Origin of the sequence: Variovorax sp. 350MFTsu5.1, assembly GCF_048302515.1 — a bacterium.
Taxonomy (GTDB): Bacteria; Pseudomonadota; Gammaproteobacteria; order Burkholderiales; family Burkholderiaceae_C; genus Variovorax; species Variovorax guangxiensis.
Genome location: NZ_CP157620.1, coordinates 1,468,520 through 1,482,978, shown reverse-complemented (window position 1 = coordinate 1,482,978; position 14,459 = coordinate 1,468,520). Strand labels below are relative to the sequence as shown.

The 14,459-nt window shown below is 67.3% G+C and carries 19 protein-coding genes; 3 read left to right on the top strand and 16 right to left on the bottom strand.

Annotation, left to right across the window (positions count from 1 at the left end; genetic code table 11):
- Window positions 1-206: 206 nt before the first annotated feature.
- Window positions 207-1,367 (top strand): trypsin-like peptidase domain-containing protein, encoded by a 1,161-nt coding sequence (locus tag ABL843_RS06460; RefSeq protein WP_126023019.1) that lies wholly within the window; start codon window positions 207-209, stop codon window positions 1,365-1,367.
- Between the two features lie 160 nt (window positions 1,368-1,527).
- On the opposite strand, the gene tatC is transcribed toward ABL843_RS06460, so the two are convergent.
- From tatC to ABL843_RS06415, 9 genes are all read right to left on the bottom strand, one after another.
- A complete protein-coding gene (tatC, locus tag ABL843_RS06455) occupies window positions 1,528-2,337 on the bottom strand; it encodes a twin-arginine translocase subunit TatC (RefSeq protein ID WP_126023018.1) in 810 nt (269 codons plus the stop codon).
- Between the two features lie 66 nt (window positions 2,338-2,403).
- Window positions 2,404-2,865, bottom strand: a complete 462-nt coding sequence (tatB, locus tag ABL843_RS06450) for a Sec-independent protein translocase protein TatB (RefSeq protein WP_019654392.1) — start codon at window positions 2,863-2,865, stop codon at window positions 2,404-2,406.
- Between the two features lie 16 nt (window positions 2,866-2,881).
- A complete protein-coding gene (gene tatA / locus ABL843_RS06445) occupies window positions 2,882-3,130 on the bottom strand; it encodes a Sec-independent protein translocase subunit TatA (protein ID WP_093196339.1) in 249 nt (82 codons plus the stop codon).
- Between the two features lie 65 nt (window positions 3,131-3,195).
- Window positions 3,196-3,555 carry a histidine triad nucleotide-binding protein gene (locus ABL843_RS06440; protein WP_369659435.1) on the bottom strand — a complete coding sequence of 120 codons (360 nt, stop codon included), beginning with the start codon at window positions 3,553-3,555 and terminating at the stop codon, window positions 3,196-3,198.
- Window positions 3,545-3,934 carry a DUF4870 family protein gene (locus ABL843_RS06435; protein ID WP_126023017.1) on the bottom strand — a complete coding sequence of 130 codons (390 nt, stop codon included), beginning with the start codon at window positions 3,932-3,934 and terminating at the stop codon, window positions 3,545-3,547. Before ABL843_RS06435 ends, ABL843_RS06440 begins: the two co-directional genes overlap by 11 nt.
- A 13-nt stretch (window positions 3,935-3,947) precedes the next feature.
- A complete protein-coding gene (locus ABL843_RS06430) occupies window positions 3,948-4,343 on the bottom strand; it encodes a phosphoribosyl-ATP diphosphatase (RefSeq protein ID WP_418119338.1) in 396 nt (131 codons plus the stop codon).
- On the bottom strand, window positions 4,340-4,738 hold the full coding sequence (gene hisI, locus ABL843_RS06425; protein ID WP_184605003.1) for a phosphoribosyl-AMP cyclohydrolase: 399 nt from the start codon (window positions 4,736-4,738) through the stop codon (window positions 4,340-4,342). Before hisI ends, ABL843_RS06430 begins: the two co-directional genes overlap by 4 nt.
- A gap of 58 nt (window positions 4,739-4,796) precedes the next feature.
- Window positions 4,797-5,582: an imidazole glycerol phosphate synthase subunit HisF gene (gene hisF / locus ABL843_RS06420; protein WP_126023015.1), complete on the bottom strand. Its 786-nt coding sequence runs from the start codon at window positions 5,580-5,582 to the stop codon at window positions 4,797-4,799.
- Window positions 5,583-5,608: 26 nt separating this feature from the next.
- On the bottom strand, window positions 5,609-6,442 hold the full coding sequence (locus tag ABL843_RS06415) for a D-hexose-6-phosphate mutarotase (protein WP_418119337.1): 834 nt from the start codon (window positions 6,440-6,442) through the stop codon (window positions 5,609-5,611).
- A gap of 170 nt (window positions 6,443-6,612) precedes the next feature.
- Between ABL843_RS06415 and ABL843_RS06410 the strand changes: the two genes are divergently transcribed.
- Together ABL843_RS06410 and ABL843_RS06405 are read left to right on the top strand one after the other, a co-directional pair.
- Window positions 6,613-7,917: a dicarboxylate/amino acid:cation symporter gene (locus ABL843_RS06410; RefSeq protein ID WP_184635111.1), complete on the top strand. Its 1,305-nt coding sequence runs from the start codon at window positions 6,613-6,615 to the stop codon at window positions 7,915-7,917.
- Window positions 7,918-7,928: 11 nt separating this feature from the next.
- Window positions 7,929-8,846, top strand: coding sequence for an amino acid ABC transporter substrate-binding protein (locus ABL843_RS06405; RefSeq protein ID WP_418119336.1), 918 nt, complete (start codon window positions 7,929-7,931; stop codon window positions 8,844-8,846).
- A gap of 9 nt (window positions 8,847-8,855) precedes the next feature.
- Here ABL843_RS06405 and ABL843_RS06400 read toward each other — a convergent pair whose 3' ends face one another.
- From ABL843_RS06400 to ABL843_RS06370, 7 genes are all read right to left on the bottom strand, one after another.
- Window positions 8,856-10,028 (bottom strand): AAA family ATPase, encoded by a 1,173-nt coding sequence (locus ABL843_RS06400; protein WP_418119335.1) that lies wholly within the window; start codon window positions 10,026-10,028, stop codon window positions 8,856-8,858.
- 19 nt (window positions 10,029-10,047) lie between these two features.
- Window positions 10,048-10,788, bottom strand: a complete 741-nt coding sequence (gene hisA / locus ABL843_RS06395) for a 1-(5-phosphoribosyl)-5-[(5-phosphoribosylamino)methylideneamino]imidazole-4-carboxamide isomerase (protein WP_093299818.1) — start codon at window positions 10,786-10,788, stop codon at window positions 10,048-10,050.
- A 63-nt stretch (window positions 10,789-10,851) separates the two neighbouring features.
- Window positions 10,852-11,511 (bottom strand): imidazole glycerol phosphate synthase subunit HisH, encoded by a 660-nt coding sequence (gene hisH / locus ABL843_RS06390; RefSeq protein WP_126023010.1) that lies wholly within the window; start codon window positions 11,509-11,511, stop codon window positions 10,852-10,854.
- Between the two features lie 19 nt (window positions 11,512-11,530).
- A complete protein-coding gene (hisB, locus tag ABL843_RS06385) occupies window positions 11,531-12,157 on the bottom strand; it encodes an imidazoleglycerol-phosphate dehydratase HisB (protein ID WP_126023009.1) in 627 nt (208 codons plus the stop codon).
- Entirely contained in the window at window positions 12,154-13,251 is a 1,098-nt protein-coding gene (gene hisC / locus ABL843_RS06380; protein ID WP_418119334.1) for a histidinol-phosphate transaminase, read from the bottom strand. The genes hisB and hisC overlap by 4 nt, the downstream gene beginning before the upstream one ends.
- Window positions 13,248-13,598, bottom strand: a complete 351-nt coding sequence (locus ABL843_RS06375) for a hypothetical protein (protein WP_418119333.1) — start codon at window positions 13,596-13,598, stop codon at window positions 13,248-13,250. Before ABL843_RS06375 ends, hisC begins: the two co-directional genes overlap by 4 nt.
- A 5-nt stretch (window positions 13,599-13,603) precedes the next feature.
- Window positions 13,604-14,458 (bottom strand): hypothetical protein, encoded by an 855-nt coding sequence (locus ABL843_RS06370; protein ID WP_418119332.1) that lies wholly within the window; start codon window positions 14,456-14,458, stop codon window positions 13,604-13,606.
- Window position 14,459: the final 1 nt, after the last annotated feature.

The following is a 14,459-nucleotide window of genomic DNA, read 5'->3' as shown; positions in this document are numbered from 1 at the left end:
AGCCGCCGGATAGGCGGCACGGGGGCCGGAAAACAGACGGACCGGGTGGGGCCGACCCGTAATCCTAAGTGTTAACCCGGATTCACGTCCCCCGGCGGCCCGAATCTCGACCGGCCGGAGCGGGTTCTGGTCCGCCCGGTTGAGGGACAATTGACAACATTGCCGCGCTGCATGCGGTCTTCCAACGCCTTTTTCACCAATCTTTCATGAAACGCACCTGGCTGCTATTTGCCCAAGCCGTGACCGTCCTGCTGGCGGCCTACTTCGTCGTCGCGACGCTCAAGCCCGAGTGGATCAACAAGCGCGCGACCTCGCTGGGCGGGGTGGTCTCCATCGTCGAAGCGCCAGCGAGCAACCCGAACATCGCGGCGCCCGGCAGCCTGAGCGCGCCGGCCAAGAAGGCTTCTCCGGCGGTGGTGAGCATCAACACCAGCAAGGCCGCGCAGCGCCACCCGCGCAGCAACGACCCGTGGTTCCGCTTCTTCTTCGGCGACCAGGACGACCAGCCCCAGGTGGGCCTGGGCAGCGGCGTGATCGTGAGCCCGGACGGCTACATCCTCACCAACAACCACGTGGTGGAAGGCGCCGACGAGATCGAGGTGACGCTCAACGACAGCCGCCACACCCGCGGCAAGGTGATCGGCACCGACCCCGACACCGACCTGGCGGTGCTGAAGATCGAGCTCGACAAGCTGCCCGTGATCGTGCTGGGCGACTCCGACGGCCTGCAGGTCGGCGACCAGGTGCTGGCCATCGGCAACCCCTTCGGCGTGGGCCAGACCGTGACCAGCGGCATCGTGTCGGCGCTGGGCCGCAACCAGCTGGGCATCAACAACTTCGAGAACTTCATCCAGACCGACGCGGCCATCAACCCAGGCAACTCGGGCGGCGCGCTGATCGACGTGAACGGGAACCTGCAGGGCATCAACACCGCGATCTACTCGCGCTCGGGCGGCAGCATGGGCATCGGCTTCGCCATTCCGGTGTCGATGGCCAAGATCGTGCTCGAGGGCATCGTCAAGGAAGGCCAGGTGCGCCGCGGCTGGATCGGCGTGGAGCCGAGCGACCTGTCGCCCGAACTGGCCGAGACCTTCGGCGTGAAGGCCGACGCGGGCGTGATCATCACCGGCGTGCTGCAGAACGGCCCCGCTGCCAAGGCAGGCATCCGCCCGGGCGACGTGATCACCTCGGTGGGCGAAAAGAAGACGGACAACGTGCAGGCCCTGCTGACCGCGGTGGCCGGCCTGAAGCCCGGCAGCACCTCGCGCTTCGCGCTGCAGCGCGGCAGCGACAAGATGGAACTGGACGTGACGCCGGGCCTGCGGCCGAAGAGCCCGGTGCGGCAGGTGCCCAATCAACAGGAATAGGTTCACCCCCAGGCTTCGCGCACTTCGTGTCGCTGCGCCAACCCCCTTCCGGGGGCAACACCAGCGGCCCGGCAAAGCCGGTTCCGCGGTGTTTCTGGATTTTCTTGGGGACGTTGACGGCCACAGCGTGGGCTGAGTACTGCCGCCGGACTCCTGGAAACTAGCTGGAAGCCGAGTCGGCGCTCTGTTCTTCTTCGGGCTTCTTGCCAGTGCTGGCGAAGTACTTGGCCCCGATGATGCCCACCTCGTACAGCAGGCACATGGGCACGGCCAGTGCCAGTTGCGAGACCACGTCGGGTGGCGTGAGCACCGCGGCCACGACGAACGCGACCACGATGAAGTAGCCGCGGAAGGACTTCAGCTTCTCGATGGTCACCATCTCGAAACGCACCAGCAGCATGACGACGATCGGCACCTGGAACGCCACGCCGAAGGCGATGTAGAGCGACAGGATCGCCTCGACGTAGGAGGAAATGTCGGGTGTCGCCTGCACCGCGGCCGGCGCGAAGCGCTGAATGAAGCTGAACATCTTGTCCAGCACGAAGAGCTGCACGAAGGCGATGCCCGCATAGGCCAGCAGGCTGCCGAAGAAGATCAGCGGCAGCGCGAAACGCTTTTCATGACTGTAGAGGCCCGGCGCGATGAACATCCACGCCTGGTACATGAGCCAGGGCAGCGCCAGGAGCACGGCCGCCATCATCAGCACCTTGAGCGGCACGAAGAAGGGCGAGAACACGCCGATGGCGATCAGCTTCGCGTCGTGCGGCATGTGCGCCTTGATCGGCAGCGCGATCAGGTCGATCAGGCCGCCCGGGCCCGGCCAGATGGCCAGCAGGATGCCCGCGACCACGAGGCCGTAGACGCAGTAGAGCAGCCGGTCGCGAAGCTCGACCAGGTGCGCCACGAACGGCTGTTCGGTGCCCGCGAGCTCGTCTTCTTTGTCTTTGCTCTTGCTGTCGGAATCGGCCATTGGGAAGAAGAGGAGATAGCGTGACGCCGGCCGGCGCCCGGGAGCGCGGTAGTGGGAGCCCGGCCCTTAGTTGATCTTGTGCGGACGGAAGCGCGCGACGCGCGCCGCGCCCGAGAGCGCCTTGGTGCGCACGCCGTTGCGCGCCTTGTACCACTGCGGCGTGGCGCCCTGCTTCAGGCGCCAGTTCTTGCGGGGGTGCTTGTAAACCGGCGGCGGCGGCGGCTCGGGTTCGGCCAGCGCCGAGAGGGTTTCGCCCGAACCGCTGAACTGCTTCTCGAACTCGCTCGCGCCCGTGTGGATGCTGTGCTCGACGTCGCGCGCCGCATCCTCGACGGTGGTCTTCATCTTGCGGAGCTCGTCGAGCTCCATCGAGCGGTTGACTTCGGCCTTGACGTCGTTCACGTAGCGCTGCGCCTTGCCCAGCAGCGTGCCCACGGTGCGGGCCACGCGCGGCAGCTTTTCCGGGCCGATGACGATCAGCGCCACGACGCCGATCAGCGCCAGCTTCTCAATGCCGAGGTCGAGCACGTGCTGCTGCCCGTGCTCAGGACTTCTGACGCGCTTCGACGTCGATCGCCGACTTGTCGCTGTTGGCCGGCTGGCCGGTCACCTGCTGGGCGGGGGCCGAAGAGGCGGCCGGGGCATCGGAGGACGCGCCGTCCTTCATGCCGTCCTTGAAGCCCTTGACGGCGCCTCCAAGATCCGAACCCATGTTCCGCAGCTTCTTGGTGCCGAAGATCATGACCACGACGAGCAGCACGATCAGCCAGTGCCAGATGGAAAAAGAACCCATGGAGAACTCCTAAGAATGTGTCCGATTTTAGTCGGGCGGAATGTGACAGTTTGTCCTAATGCCCGTCAGCCGCGAAGCCATGGCCGGGGGCCACCCATGACATGGACATGGAGATGGTGAACCTCCTGCCCACCCTCCGCGCCCGTGTTGACCACGACGCGGAAGCCCCCCTCCGGATAAGGCCTGCAGCCCTGCTCCAGGGCCAGCCTGGGCGCCAGGGTCATGATCTTGCCCATGAGCGCCGAATCCTCGGGCGTCAGCTGCGCCATCGAGGCGATGTGCTTCTTGGGCACCAGCATGAAATGCACCGGCGCCCAGGGCGCGATGTCGTGGAAGCCGAACAGGTCCTCGTCCTCGTAGACCTTGCGGGAGGGAATCTTGCCCTCGATGATTTTGCAGAAGACGCAGTTCGGATCAGATGACATCTTTGGGTTCCATGGGACGGCCGTCGTTCATCCGGATCATGCCTTTCACGATCCGGTAGAGGAACCACAGCGAGATCAGGCTCCAGGCAATCCAGCCCGGCACGAGAAACAGCAGCCAGAGCCACGAGGTGACGATGTACAGCAGCCCCGCCCAGAGCACCGAGCGGATGCGCCAGCTGAAGTGCGAGGCCTGCCAGGTGCCCGCCGCGTCGTCGCGCTTGACGAAGTCGATCACCAGCGCGATCAGCAGGAGCAGCACGGAGGCCTGCGCCCCCGGCACGACGGCGCCGATGGCCACGATCAGGTGCAGGATGTAACTGACCCAGCCCCAGGTCTTGAGCGAGTCGTCGGGTTCCACGTTCACGATGTCGTTGGCCATGGCAGGTGTCCTTTCAATCGTTGGGGGCTTCGGATTCCCGCGCCTTCACCTTGCGAAGCGCCTTTTCCTCGATGCCGCTGGTGCCCTCGCGGCGCTCCAGCTCGGCAGTGACGTCGGACGGGGAAAAACCGTAGTGCGCCAGCGCCACCATGGTGTGGAACCACAGGTCGGCCACTTCGTTCACTATTTTCGAGCGGTCGCCACCATGGTCGGCGTCCTTGGCGGCCATCACGACCTCGGTGGCTTCCTCGCCGATCTTCTTGAGAAAGGCGTCCGGCCCCTTGTGCAGCAGGCGCGCCACGTAGCTTTTCTCGGGGTCGCCGCCGCGTGCCGGCAGGCGGCTTTCGATGACCGCGGCCAGGCGGGCGAGCGCGTCGGAGGTGCTGTCGTTGTTCACTGTGGCCGTCACTTGTAGATCGATTCCGGGTCTTTCAAGACGGGCTCGACGGCCTTCCAGCCGCCGTTGTCGTACTTGTTGAAGAAGCAGCTGTGGCGGCCGGTGTGGCAGGCGATGCCGGGCTCGTGGCCGAGCTGGGTGACCTTGAGCAGCACCACGTCGCTGTCGCAGTCCAGGCGGATCTCGTGCACGGTCTGCACGTGGCCCGACTCCTCGCCCTTGAACCACAGCTTGTTGCGCGAGCGGCTGAAATACACCGCACGGCCCAGCTCGGCGGTCTTCTCGAGCGCCTCGCGGTTCATCCAGGCGAACATCAGCACGTCGTTGCTGCCCTGTTCCTGCGCGATCACGGGCACCAGGCCGTTCGCGTCCCACTTCACTTCATCGAGCCAGTTCATGGACGGTATTGTCGGGGATGGCCAAAGACCCTCGAACAGGCGTCCGGCGGGCCTCCGGCAGGGTCATTCAGCGGTCGATGCGCACGGGAATGCCCCGCGCTGCCATGCGGGCCTTGGCCTCGCCCACCGTGTGCTCGCCGTAGTGGAAGATGCTCGCGGCCAGCACCGCGTCGGCGCCGCCGGTCTGGATGCCGTCGGCCAGGTCGTCCAGGCTGCCCACGCCGCCCGAGGCGATGACCGGCACGTTCACGGCGTTGCTCACCGCGCGGGTCAGCTCCAGGTCGAAGCCGCTCTTGGTGCCGTCGCGGTCCATGCTGGTCAGGAGGATCTCGCCGGCGCCGCGGCGCGCCATCTCGGTGGCCCATTCGACGGCGTCCAGGCCGGTGTTCTTGCGCCCGCCGTGGCTGTACACGTCCCAGCCCGCGCCGCGCGTGGCGGCCTCCTCGGGGCTGCGGCGCTTGGCGTCGATGGCGACCACGATGCACTGCGAGCCGTACTTCTGCGACGCGTCGCTGATCACCTGCGGATCGGCGATGGCGGCCGAGTTGAAGCTGGTCTTGTCGGCGCCCGCATTGAGCAGCCGGCGCACGTCGGCCACGGTGCGCACGCCGCCGCCCACGGTCAGAGGGATGAAAACCTGCGAGGCCACGGCTTCGATGATCGGCAGGATCAGGTCGCGGCCGTCGCTGGTGGCGGTGATGTCGAGGAAGGTGAGTTCGTCCGCGCCCTGCGCGTTGTAGCGCGCGGCGATCTCGACCGGATCGCCGGCGTCGCGCAGTTCGACGAAGTTGACGCCCTTGACGACACGGCCGCCGGTAACGTCGAGGCAGGGAATGATGCGTTTGGCAAGCATGGTGGGGTAAGGAACCGGTGGGGTAGTCAGAGAACGCGCAGCTGCTGCCAGCCCAGCCATTGGGCGCCGGGCGCCAGCAGCACGGGCTCGTCGATGCGGGCCGCCTCGACGCAGAGCATGTGGCGCCAGCCGTCTTCGGGCATGTCTGCGAGTTTCGCACCGAGCACGGCACCGGGGTTCCAGACCACGGTTTCGGTGCAGGTGGCGCTTTGCGAGATTTCGAGGGCGCCGCCGGGTTGCGCCAAGCGTAGCGGCTGGGTGGGCGCGGCATAGACGCTGTCGAATTCGGCGTCGAAATGCAGCGACGCTGCCGTTTCGGCATGGCGCTCGTCGGTCAGCGAATCCCAGCGATCGGCGCCCTGCAGGCCTTCGAGGCGCGCCTGGGCGATGTCGTCGACGCGCAGATAGGTGTGCAGCGCGGCCGCGAAGGACCACGGCGACGCATCGGTGTTGACCAAAGCGAGCGCCGTTCGCAGCCCACCTGGGCTCAGGGCGGCATCCAGCCGTGCCTCGAAAGAGTGCGGCCAGAGCTTGCGCGTGGCCTCGTTGTCGCGCAGGGTCAGGCGCAGGGTCTGAGGGTCGTCGGAAGGGGCGTTTTCCCAAGGCAAATTGCGCATGAAGCCATGCTTGGGCAACATGCCGCGCTGGTTAAACTGAGGGCAGCAAATGGGTATGCCGCCGCGGATGGCTGCCTGCCCGTCGAACACCGCGCGAGGGCTCAGGTAGAGCCTTTCCACGGCGTCGGCCGTGGTCCACGAGAGCACATGGGCGCCATGCAGTGCGATGGTGACGGTACTTCCGTCGGCGCCCGTGGCGCGCATGGCGGGCTGGCCGCGGAACTCGATCAGGCTGGTTTCCATGTGAGGAATTGTAGGCAGCGCCCGTGCAGTGGCACGGAACTGGCATCCCGGGCCATTGCGCGCCCGGGGCCTTCTTGGATACCCTGTGGCGGCCTGCATCGGGAGACAAGGTGCAGGCCGGTCCCGCGCTCCCGGAAAAAACCACTCTCACACGACAAAAGGGGATACGAATGAAGAAGCTGCCGATGGCCGCATGGATCCTGATCGCGATGGTGCTGGGCATCATCGTCGGCTACATGATCTTCACCAGCTTTCCGGACAAGAAGGCCGCCAAGGAAATCGCGGACTACGTCTCCATCGTCTCGGACGTCTTCCTGCGCCTCATCAAGATGCTGATCGGCCCGCTGGTGTTCTCCACGCTGGTGGTGGGCATCGCGCACATGGGCGACGCCAAGTCGGTGGGCCGCGTGTTCGGCAAGGCCATCGGCTGGTTCCTCACCGCCTCGCTGATCTCGCTGGTCATTGGCCTGGTCATGGCCAACCTGCTCAAGCCCGGCGAGAACCTCGGGCTGCCGCTGCCGGACATCGGCGCCTCGGCCAACCTCGCCACCGCCAAGTTCACGCTCAAGGACTTCGTGAGCCACACGGTGCCGAAGTCCTTCGTCGAGGCCATGGCCAACAACGAGATCCTGCAGATCGTGGTGTTCTCGATGTTCTTCGGCGTGGCCCTGGCCTCGCTGGGCGACAAGGCGAAGACGCTGGTCGCCGCCATCGAGGAGCTCTCGCACGCGATGCTCAAGATCACGGGCTACGTGATGAAGCTCGCACCGCTGGCCGTGCTGGCCGCCATGGCCGCGACGGTGGCGGTCAACGGGCTGGGCATCCTGCTGAAGTTCGCGGTGTTCATGGGCGACTTCTACCTTGGCCTCTTCGTGCTGTGGAGCGTGCTGATCCTGGCGGGCTTCCTGTTCCTGGGCCCGCGCGTGCTCAAGCTGCTGGTGCTCATCAAGGAAGCCTTCCTGCTGTCCTTCGCCACCGCCAGCTCCGAGGCGGCCTATCCGAAGATCCTGCAGGCGCTCGACCGTTTCGGCGTGAAGCGCAAGATCTCCAGCTTCGTGATGCCGATGGGCTACTCGTTCAACCTCGACGGCTCGATGATGTACTGCACCTTCGCCGTGCTCTTCATCGCGCAGGCCTACAACATCCACATGCCGATCAGCACGCAGATCACGATGCTGCTGATCCTGATGCTCACCTCCAAGGGCATGGCCGGCGTGCCGCGCGCCTCGCTGGTGGTGATCGCCGCCACGCTGAACCACTTCGACATTCCCGAAGCCGGCCTGCTGCTCATCCTGGGCGTGGACACCTTCCTCGACATGGGCCGCTCGGCCACGAACGCGGTGGGCAACTCCATCGCCACGGCTGTGGTCGCCAAATGGGAAGGCGAGCTGCTCTCGGAGGCCGACGCCGAGGTCAATGCCAAGGCGCTCGACGAGGAAGCCAACGCCACCCTCGCCCACCCGGCGCACGCCTGAGCCGAAGCACCATGAAGCGCATCGGCACATTGCCATCCGCTTTCGCCGCCCTGCTGGCGGCCGTGGTTCTTGCTGCCGCACTGCCCGCCGCTCCCGCGCGGGCGCAGGAGCAGCTCACCGGCACGCTGGCCAAGGCCCGCGAAAGCGGCACCATCGCCATCGGCTACCGCGAGTCGTCGGTGCCGTTCTCCTACCTCAATGCGCGCGGCGAGCCCATCGGCTATTCGATCGAGCTGTGCCGCGCGCTGGTGACGGCCATCGAGGACGCGGTCAACAGGAGCCTCGCGATCAAGTGGGTGCCCGTCACCTCCGACTCGCGCATCGACGCGGTCGCGAGCGGCAAGGTCGACCTGGAGTGCGGCTCCACCACCAACAACCTCGAGCGCCAGAAGCGCGTGAGCTTCTCGCCGACGATGTTCGTTTCGGGCACCAAGGTGCTCGTGAAGAAGGGCTCGCCGATCAAGTCCTTCCGCGACCTCGCCAACCGCAAGGTGGCGGTGACCGCCGGCACCACCAACGAGAAGACGCTGCGCGAGCTGTCGCAGAAGTTCAAGCTCAACATCGACCTGCAGGTGGCGCGCGACCACGCCGAATCCTTCGGCCTCGTAAAAAGTGGCCAGGCCGACGCCTTCGCCACCGACGACGTGCTGCTCTACGGCCTGATCGCCAAGGATGCCGCGAAGGCCGACTACGAGGTGGTCGGCGACTTCCTCTCCTACGACCCTTACGGGATCATGTACCGCAAGGGCGATGCTCAGCTCAACAAGGTGGTCGTCGACACCTTCCAGGTGCTCGCGGAAGACGGCGAGATCGAGCGGCAGTACAAGCGCTGGTTCCTGCGCAGGCTGCCATCGGGCGAGAGCATCAACCTGCCGATGAGCGCGCAACTGGAAACCATCATCCAGACGATGTCGGTGAAGGCCGAATAGGCAGGTCCGCTATCTTGCAGGCCACTCCCATCGCGGGATCTCGCTCATGTCGAGATTCGCGATGCGGGTCTCGCCGAAGCGCTTTTCCAGCACCACCGGCTGCATGCCGTCGCTGTCGTCCAGCGCCGAGATGAGCCGCGCCGCGTGCGACACCACGATCACCTGCGACTGCCGCGCCGCCTGCGCGATGAGGCGCCCCAGCGCGGGCAGCAGGTCGGGATGCAGGCTGGTCTCGGGCTCGTTCAGCACCAGCAGCGCGGGCGGACGCGGCGTGAGCAGCGCCGCGATCCACAGCAGGTAGCGTAGCGTGCCGTCGGAAAGCTCGGCGGCCGTCAGGGGTCGCAGCAGGCCGTGCTGGTGCATCAGCGTCTCGAAGCGGTCGCCGTTGACGCGGATCTCGATGCCTGCGCCCGGAAAGGCGTCATCCACGGCGCGGTCCAGCGCCTCGTTGTCGCCGATCTCCCGGATGGTCTGCAGCGCGGCGGCCAGGTCGGCGCCGTCGTTGGCGAGCACCGGCGTGTAGGTGCCCAGCTGCGGCTGGCGCGCGGGCGCATCGGCGTCGGAGCGGAAGTGGTCGTAGAAGCGCCAGGAGCGCATCTGCTCGCGCAGCGTGAGCATCTCGGGCGCGTCGCGCGGGTCGGCGTGCTCGGTCATCATGCTGGCAAAGGCCGGAATCGGCCGGCCGATGGCCTGCCAGCCCTTGCCCTCGCGCAGCCGCAGCGCGGCGCCCTTGCGGTCGACCAGCTGCGTGGATGGCCGCAGCAGCGGGCCGCTCCAGATGGCCTCGTGCTTGATCTGCGGGTCGTGCGAGAACGCGGTGGAAGGAACGGGCGGCGGCAGGCCGATGTCGATGGCGTAGCCGAAGTCGTCGGCCTCGGCGCCGGCGAAGCCCAGCTTCAGCGCCACGGGCTCGCTGCGCGTGGTGCCCTGCACCGGCACATCGCCGCGCAGCATGGCGGCCGAGAAGCGCTCGGGGCCGGCCCAAAGGGTGGATGAAAGCCCGCCCTCGCGCACCAGCGAGCGGATCACGCCGCCGTTGGCGATGTCGGCCAGCAGGCGCATCGCGCGGTACACGCTCGACTTTCCGCTGCCGTTGGCCCCGGTCACGACCGTGAGCCGGCCCAGCGGCACGGTCAGCTGCCGCAGCGAACGGTAGTTGGCGATGGCGAGCGCGGAGAGCACGCGCTGCGCGGCGGGAGCGTCAGGCGGTCAGCTCGTCCGCGCGGGCTTGCGCGGCGGCGAAGTCGAGGTCGCCCGAGTAGATGGCGCGTCCGCAGATCACGCCCTCGACGCCGTCGGACTCGACGGCGCAGAGCTGGTCGATGTCGGCCATGTTCGACAGGCCACCGGATGCGATCACCGGGATGGTCAGCGCCTGGGCCAGCTTGACGGTGGCCTCTATGTTGATGCCCGAGAGCATGCCGTCGCGGCCGATGTCGGTGTAGATGATCGATTCGACGCCGTAGTCCTCGAACTTCTTGCCCAGGTCGGCCACCTCGTGGCCCGTGAGCTTGCTCCAGCCGTCGGTGGCGACCTTGCCGTCCTTGGCGTCCAGGCCCACGATGATGTGGCCGCCGAAGGCGCTGCAGGCGTCCTTCAGGAAGCCGGGGTTCTTGACCGCGGCGGTGCCGATGATCACGTAGCGCAGGCCGTCGTCGATGTAGCGCTCGATGGTGTCGAGGTCGCGGATGCCGCCGCCGAGCTGCACCGGGATGTCGTCGCCCACCTCCTTCAGGATCGCCTTGATCGCCGCGTGGTTCTGCGGCTTGCCGGCGAAGGCGCCGTTCAGGTCGACCAGGTGCAGCCGCCGCGCGCCGGCATCGACCCACTTTCGCGCCATGGCGGCGGGGTCTTCGCTGAAGATGGTGGACTGATCCATGTCGCCCTGCTTGAGGCGAACGCAGTGGCCGTCTTTGAGATCAATGGCGGGAATGAGGAGCATGGAAGTGACGCGAGTATGCGAATTCCGGGCTGTCAAAGCTTCGGCCCGGTCGGGAAAACAGGTTCAGGGGTTCCAGTGGAGGAAATTGCGATATAGCTGCAGCCCATGGTCCGCACTCTTCTCCGGGTGGAACTGGGTTGCAAAAATGTTATCGCGTGCAATGGCTGCGGTAAAGCTCGCGCCATATTCCGCCTCGCCCACACTGTGTTTGGGGTTTGCCGGGCGGGCATAGAAGCTGTGGACGAAATAGAAATAGCTGAGGTCGGGCACCCCGGCCCACACCGCATGCGGCTGGGCCTGGCGCACCTGGTTCCAGCCCATCTGCGGCACCTTGAAGCGGCTGCCGTCGGGCTGCAGGCGCCCGGCCAGGTCGAACTTGACGACCTCGCCGGGAATGAGGCCGAGGCCGTCGGTCGGGCCCTCGTCGCTGCGCGACAGCATCATCTGCATGCCCACGCACACGCCGAACAGCGGCTTGCTCGCCGCCGCCTCGAGCACCGATTCCTGCAGGCCGGAGTCGCGCAGCTCGCGCATGCAGTCGGGCATGGCGCCCTGCCCCGGCAGCACCACGCGGGTGGCCTTGCGGACCACGTCGGGGTCGGAGGTGACGAACACTTCCACGCCCACCTGGTCGGCCGCGTGGCGCACGGCCTGCGACACGGAGTGCAGGTTGCCCATGCCGTAGTCGACGACCGCGACGGTGTTTGCTGCTACAGATTTCATAGCTTTCGAGCCGCCGTCCTCAGAGCGAACCCTTGGTCGACGGGATCACGCCCGCCGAGCGCGGATCGAGCTCGAGCGCGCCGCGCATGGCGCGCGCGAAGGCCTTGAACACCGTCTCGCACTGGTGGTGCGCGTTGACGCCCTTGAGGTTGTCGATGTGCAGCGTGACGAAGGCGTGGTTCACGAAGCCCTGGAAGAACTCGTAGGTGAGCTGGCTGTCGAAGGCGCCGATCATTCCGCTGGTGAAGGGCACGTGCATCTCCAGGCCCGGGCGGCCCGAGAAGTCGATGACGACGCGGCTCAGCGCCTCGTCCAGCGGCACGTAGGCGTGGCCGTAGCGGCGGATGCCCTTCTTGTCGCCCACGGCCCTGGCCACCGCCTGGCCCAGCGTGATGCCGACGTCTTCCACCGTGTGGTGGCCGTCGATGTGCAGGTCGCCCTGGCAGTCGACCTCGAGGTCGATCAGCCCGTGGCGGGCGATCTGGTCGAGCATGTGGTCGAAGAAGCCGATGCCGGTGGAGAGCTTGGCCTTTCCGGTGCCGTCGAGGTTGACGCTGACGGTGATCTTCGTCTCGGCGGTGTTGCGGGTGACGGTCGCGGTGCGATCGGCAGCGCCCGTGGCGGCCGTGTTGGTGGGGGTGGTCATAGTGAGGCTTCGAGTGCCGCGAGCATCCGCGCATTCTCGTCGGCCGTTCCGACGGTGAGGCGCAGGCAGTTTGCGAGCAGATCGTGCATTTTAGAAACGTTCTTCACCAGCACCCCGTGCGCCTTCATGCCTTCGAAGGTCTTCGCGGCATCGGGTACGCGCAGAAGGATCATGTTGGCGTCGCTCGGCCAGGTCTTCACGCCGGGCAGGCGGCCCAGGCCCATCATCAGGCGCTCGCGCTCCTCTCGGATCTGGCGGGCCTGCGCCTCGAACACGTCGGCGTTCTCCAGGGCGAAGAGCGCGCACTCGCAGTTGAGCACGCTGATGTTGTAGGGCGGACGCACCTTGTCGATCTGGGCGACCAGCGGGGCCGGGCCCATGAGGTAGCCCAGGCGGATGCCGGCCAGGCCGAACTTGCTGAGCGTGCGCATCAGCAGCACGTGGCCGTGCCTTGCCAGGCGGTCGATGTAGCTGCGCGCGGCGAAGGGTTGATAAGCCTCGTCGATCGCCACCAGGCCGCCCTGCGCGCCCTGGGCCTCGACGATGCGCTCCAGCACCGCGTCGTTCCAGAGGTTGGCCGTGGGGTTGTTCGGGTACGCGAGGTAGACGATGGCCGGCTTCTCGCGCTCGATGGCGGCCAGCATGGCGGCCTCGTCGAGTTCGAAGTCGGCCGTGAGCGGAACGCCGACGAAGCGCAGCCCCTGCAGCCTGGCGCTCATGGCGTACATGACGAAGCCCGGCACCGGCGCGAGCACCGTGGCGCCGGGCTTGTCGCAGGCGATGGCCAGCAGCGAGATCAGCTCGTCCGAACCGTTGCCCAGCATCAGCTCGAAGCCCTCGGGCATCTGCGCGTGCGCGGCCAGCGCGCGGCGCAGGTCGGCACCGCGCTCACCCGGGTAGCGGTTGAGCGCCAGCGCGCCCAGCCGCGCACCGAGTTCGGCCTGCAGCGCGGGCGGCAGGCCGAAGGGGTTTTCCATGGCGTCGAGCTTGATGAAGCCGGTGGCGTCCTGCACCGCGTAGGCGTGCATGGCCCGCACGTCCTCGCGGATGCGGTCGAGCGGAAGGCGGGCGGATTCGGAAGGAGCAGCGGTCATCGGGTGCAGCTGTAGCTGTTTCGGAGGGCGCCGGCCATGACCAGTTGCACTGGCATGTCGGCTTCGTAACTGTCGGCGTTGCGGCTCAGCTCGGTCTGGTAGAGCGAGCGCGCCATGGAAGGCTCGAGGCGGCGGCCCTCGACGCAGAAGATGGGCTTCTGCCCGTTGCGCTGCGAGGACTCCACGCCTTCGCGCAGCCCCTCGAGCACGCCGACGAGGTAGTAGCTGGCGTAGGCCTTGCCGTCCTTCTCGCCGGCTTCGAGCGTGCGCAGTTCGCGGATGCTCATGGCCTGCGCGCCGGTTGCGGCCGCCGCCAGCGCGAGCAGCAGGAAGGCGGCACGCTTCATGGGGCTCACTTGCGGTAGCGCGGCGGCGGCGCGTAGGCGCCGTCGGCCGGGAAGGCGCTGGGCTGCGCCGGGACTGCGTCGCGGCGCTGGCGGCGGGGCGCGTCGCGCTCCTCCAGCTCGAACAGCGCGGCGCCGATCACGCCGATGTTGCGCACGTCGCCGGCCTCGGTGTTGGCGGCATAGGCGCGGCCGGGCGCGGAAAAGCGGAAGGCGGCGACCTCGTTCTGGCTCTTGCGGAAGCCTTCGATGGTCAGCGACTGCAGCGGACGCAGCACGTAGCCGCCGTTGCGCAGGCTGCCGGGCTTGCCGTTGAGCACGTCCAGGCCATCGACCGTGGCGATCACCTCGTAGCTGCGCTCGCTCAGGTTACGAAAGCGCAGCGTGTAGCGCGAGCCCTCGACGCCGGCCAGGCGGAACATGTCGTCGCCGCCGGCGCCGCGGCGGGCGCGCTGCAGCGGCAGCGGGCGGCCGTCTTCGTCGAGCACAGACCATTCGACGTCGCCGTCGGCCAGCAGCAGGTTCAGGCGACGCTCGGGATTGCCGCCCACCGCGCGGCGCACGGCGGAGGCTTCGTTGTAGCCCAGCGAGGCCACGTCGTCCGGCCGGCTGGAAAGCCGCTTGGCGTCGACCGTGCGGGTCTTCGATTCGATGCCCTCGCCCCACTGCGTGCCGAGCTGCGGCGCGGGCGCCGCCGGCGCGGCGCTGGGCGTGGCAGTAGCAGCCACCGATTCGCGCGGCGCCTGCGGCATCTGGCTGCAGGCGGCCAGCAGCGCGGCGCCGGCGATGGCAGTGGCGGCGAACCTGAACGGGCGCGAACCGAAGAAACCGAGCAAACGCAAACCGAAAAGACGATCGATCATC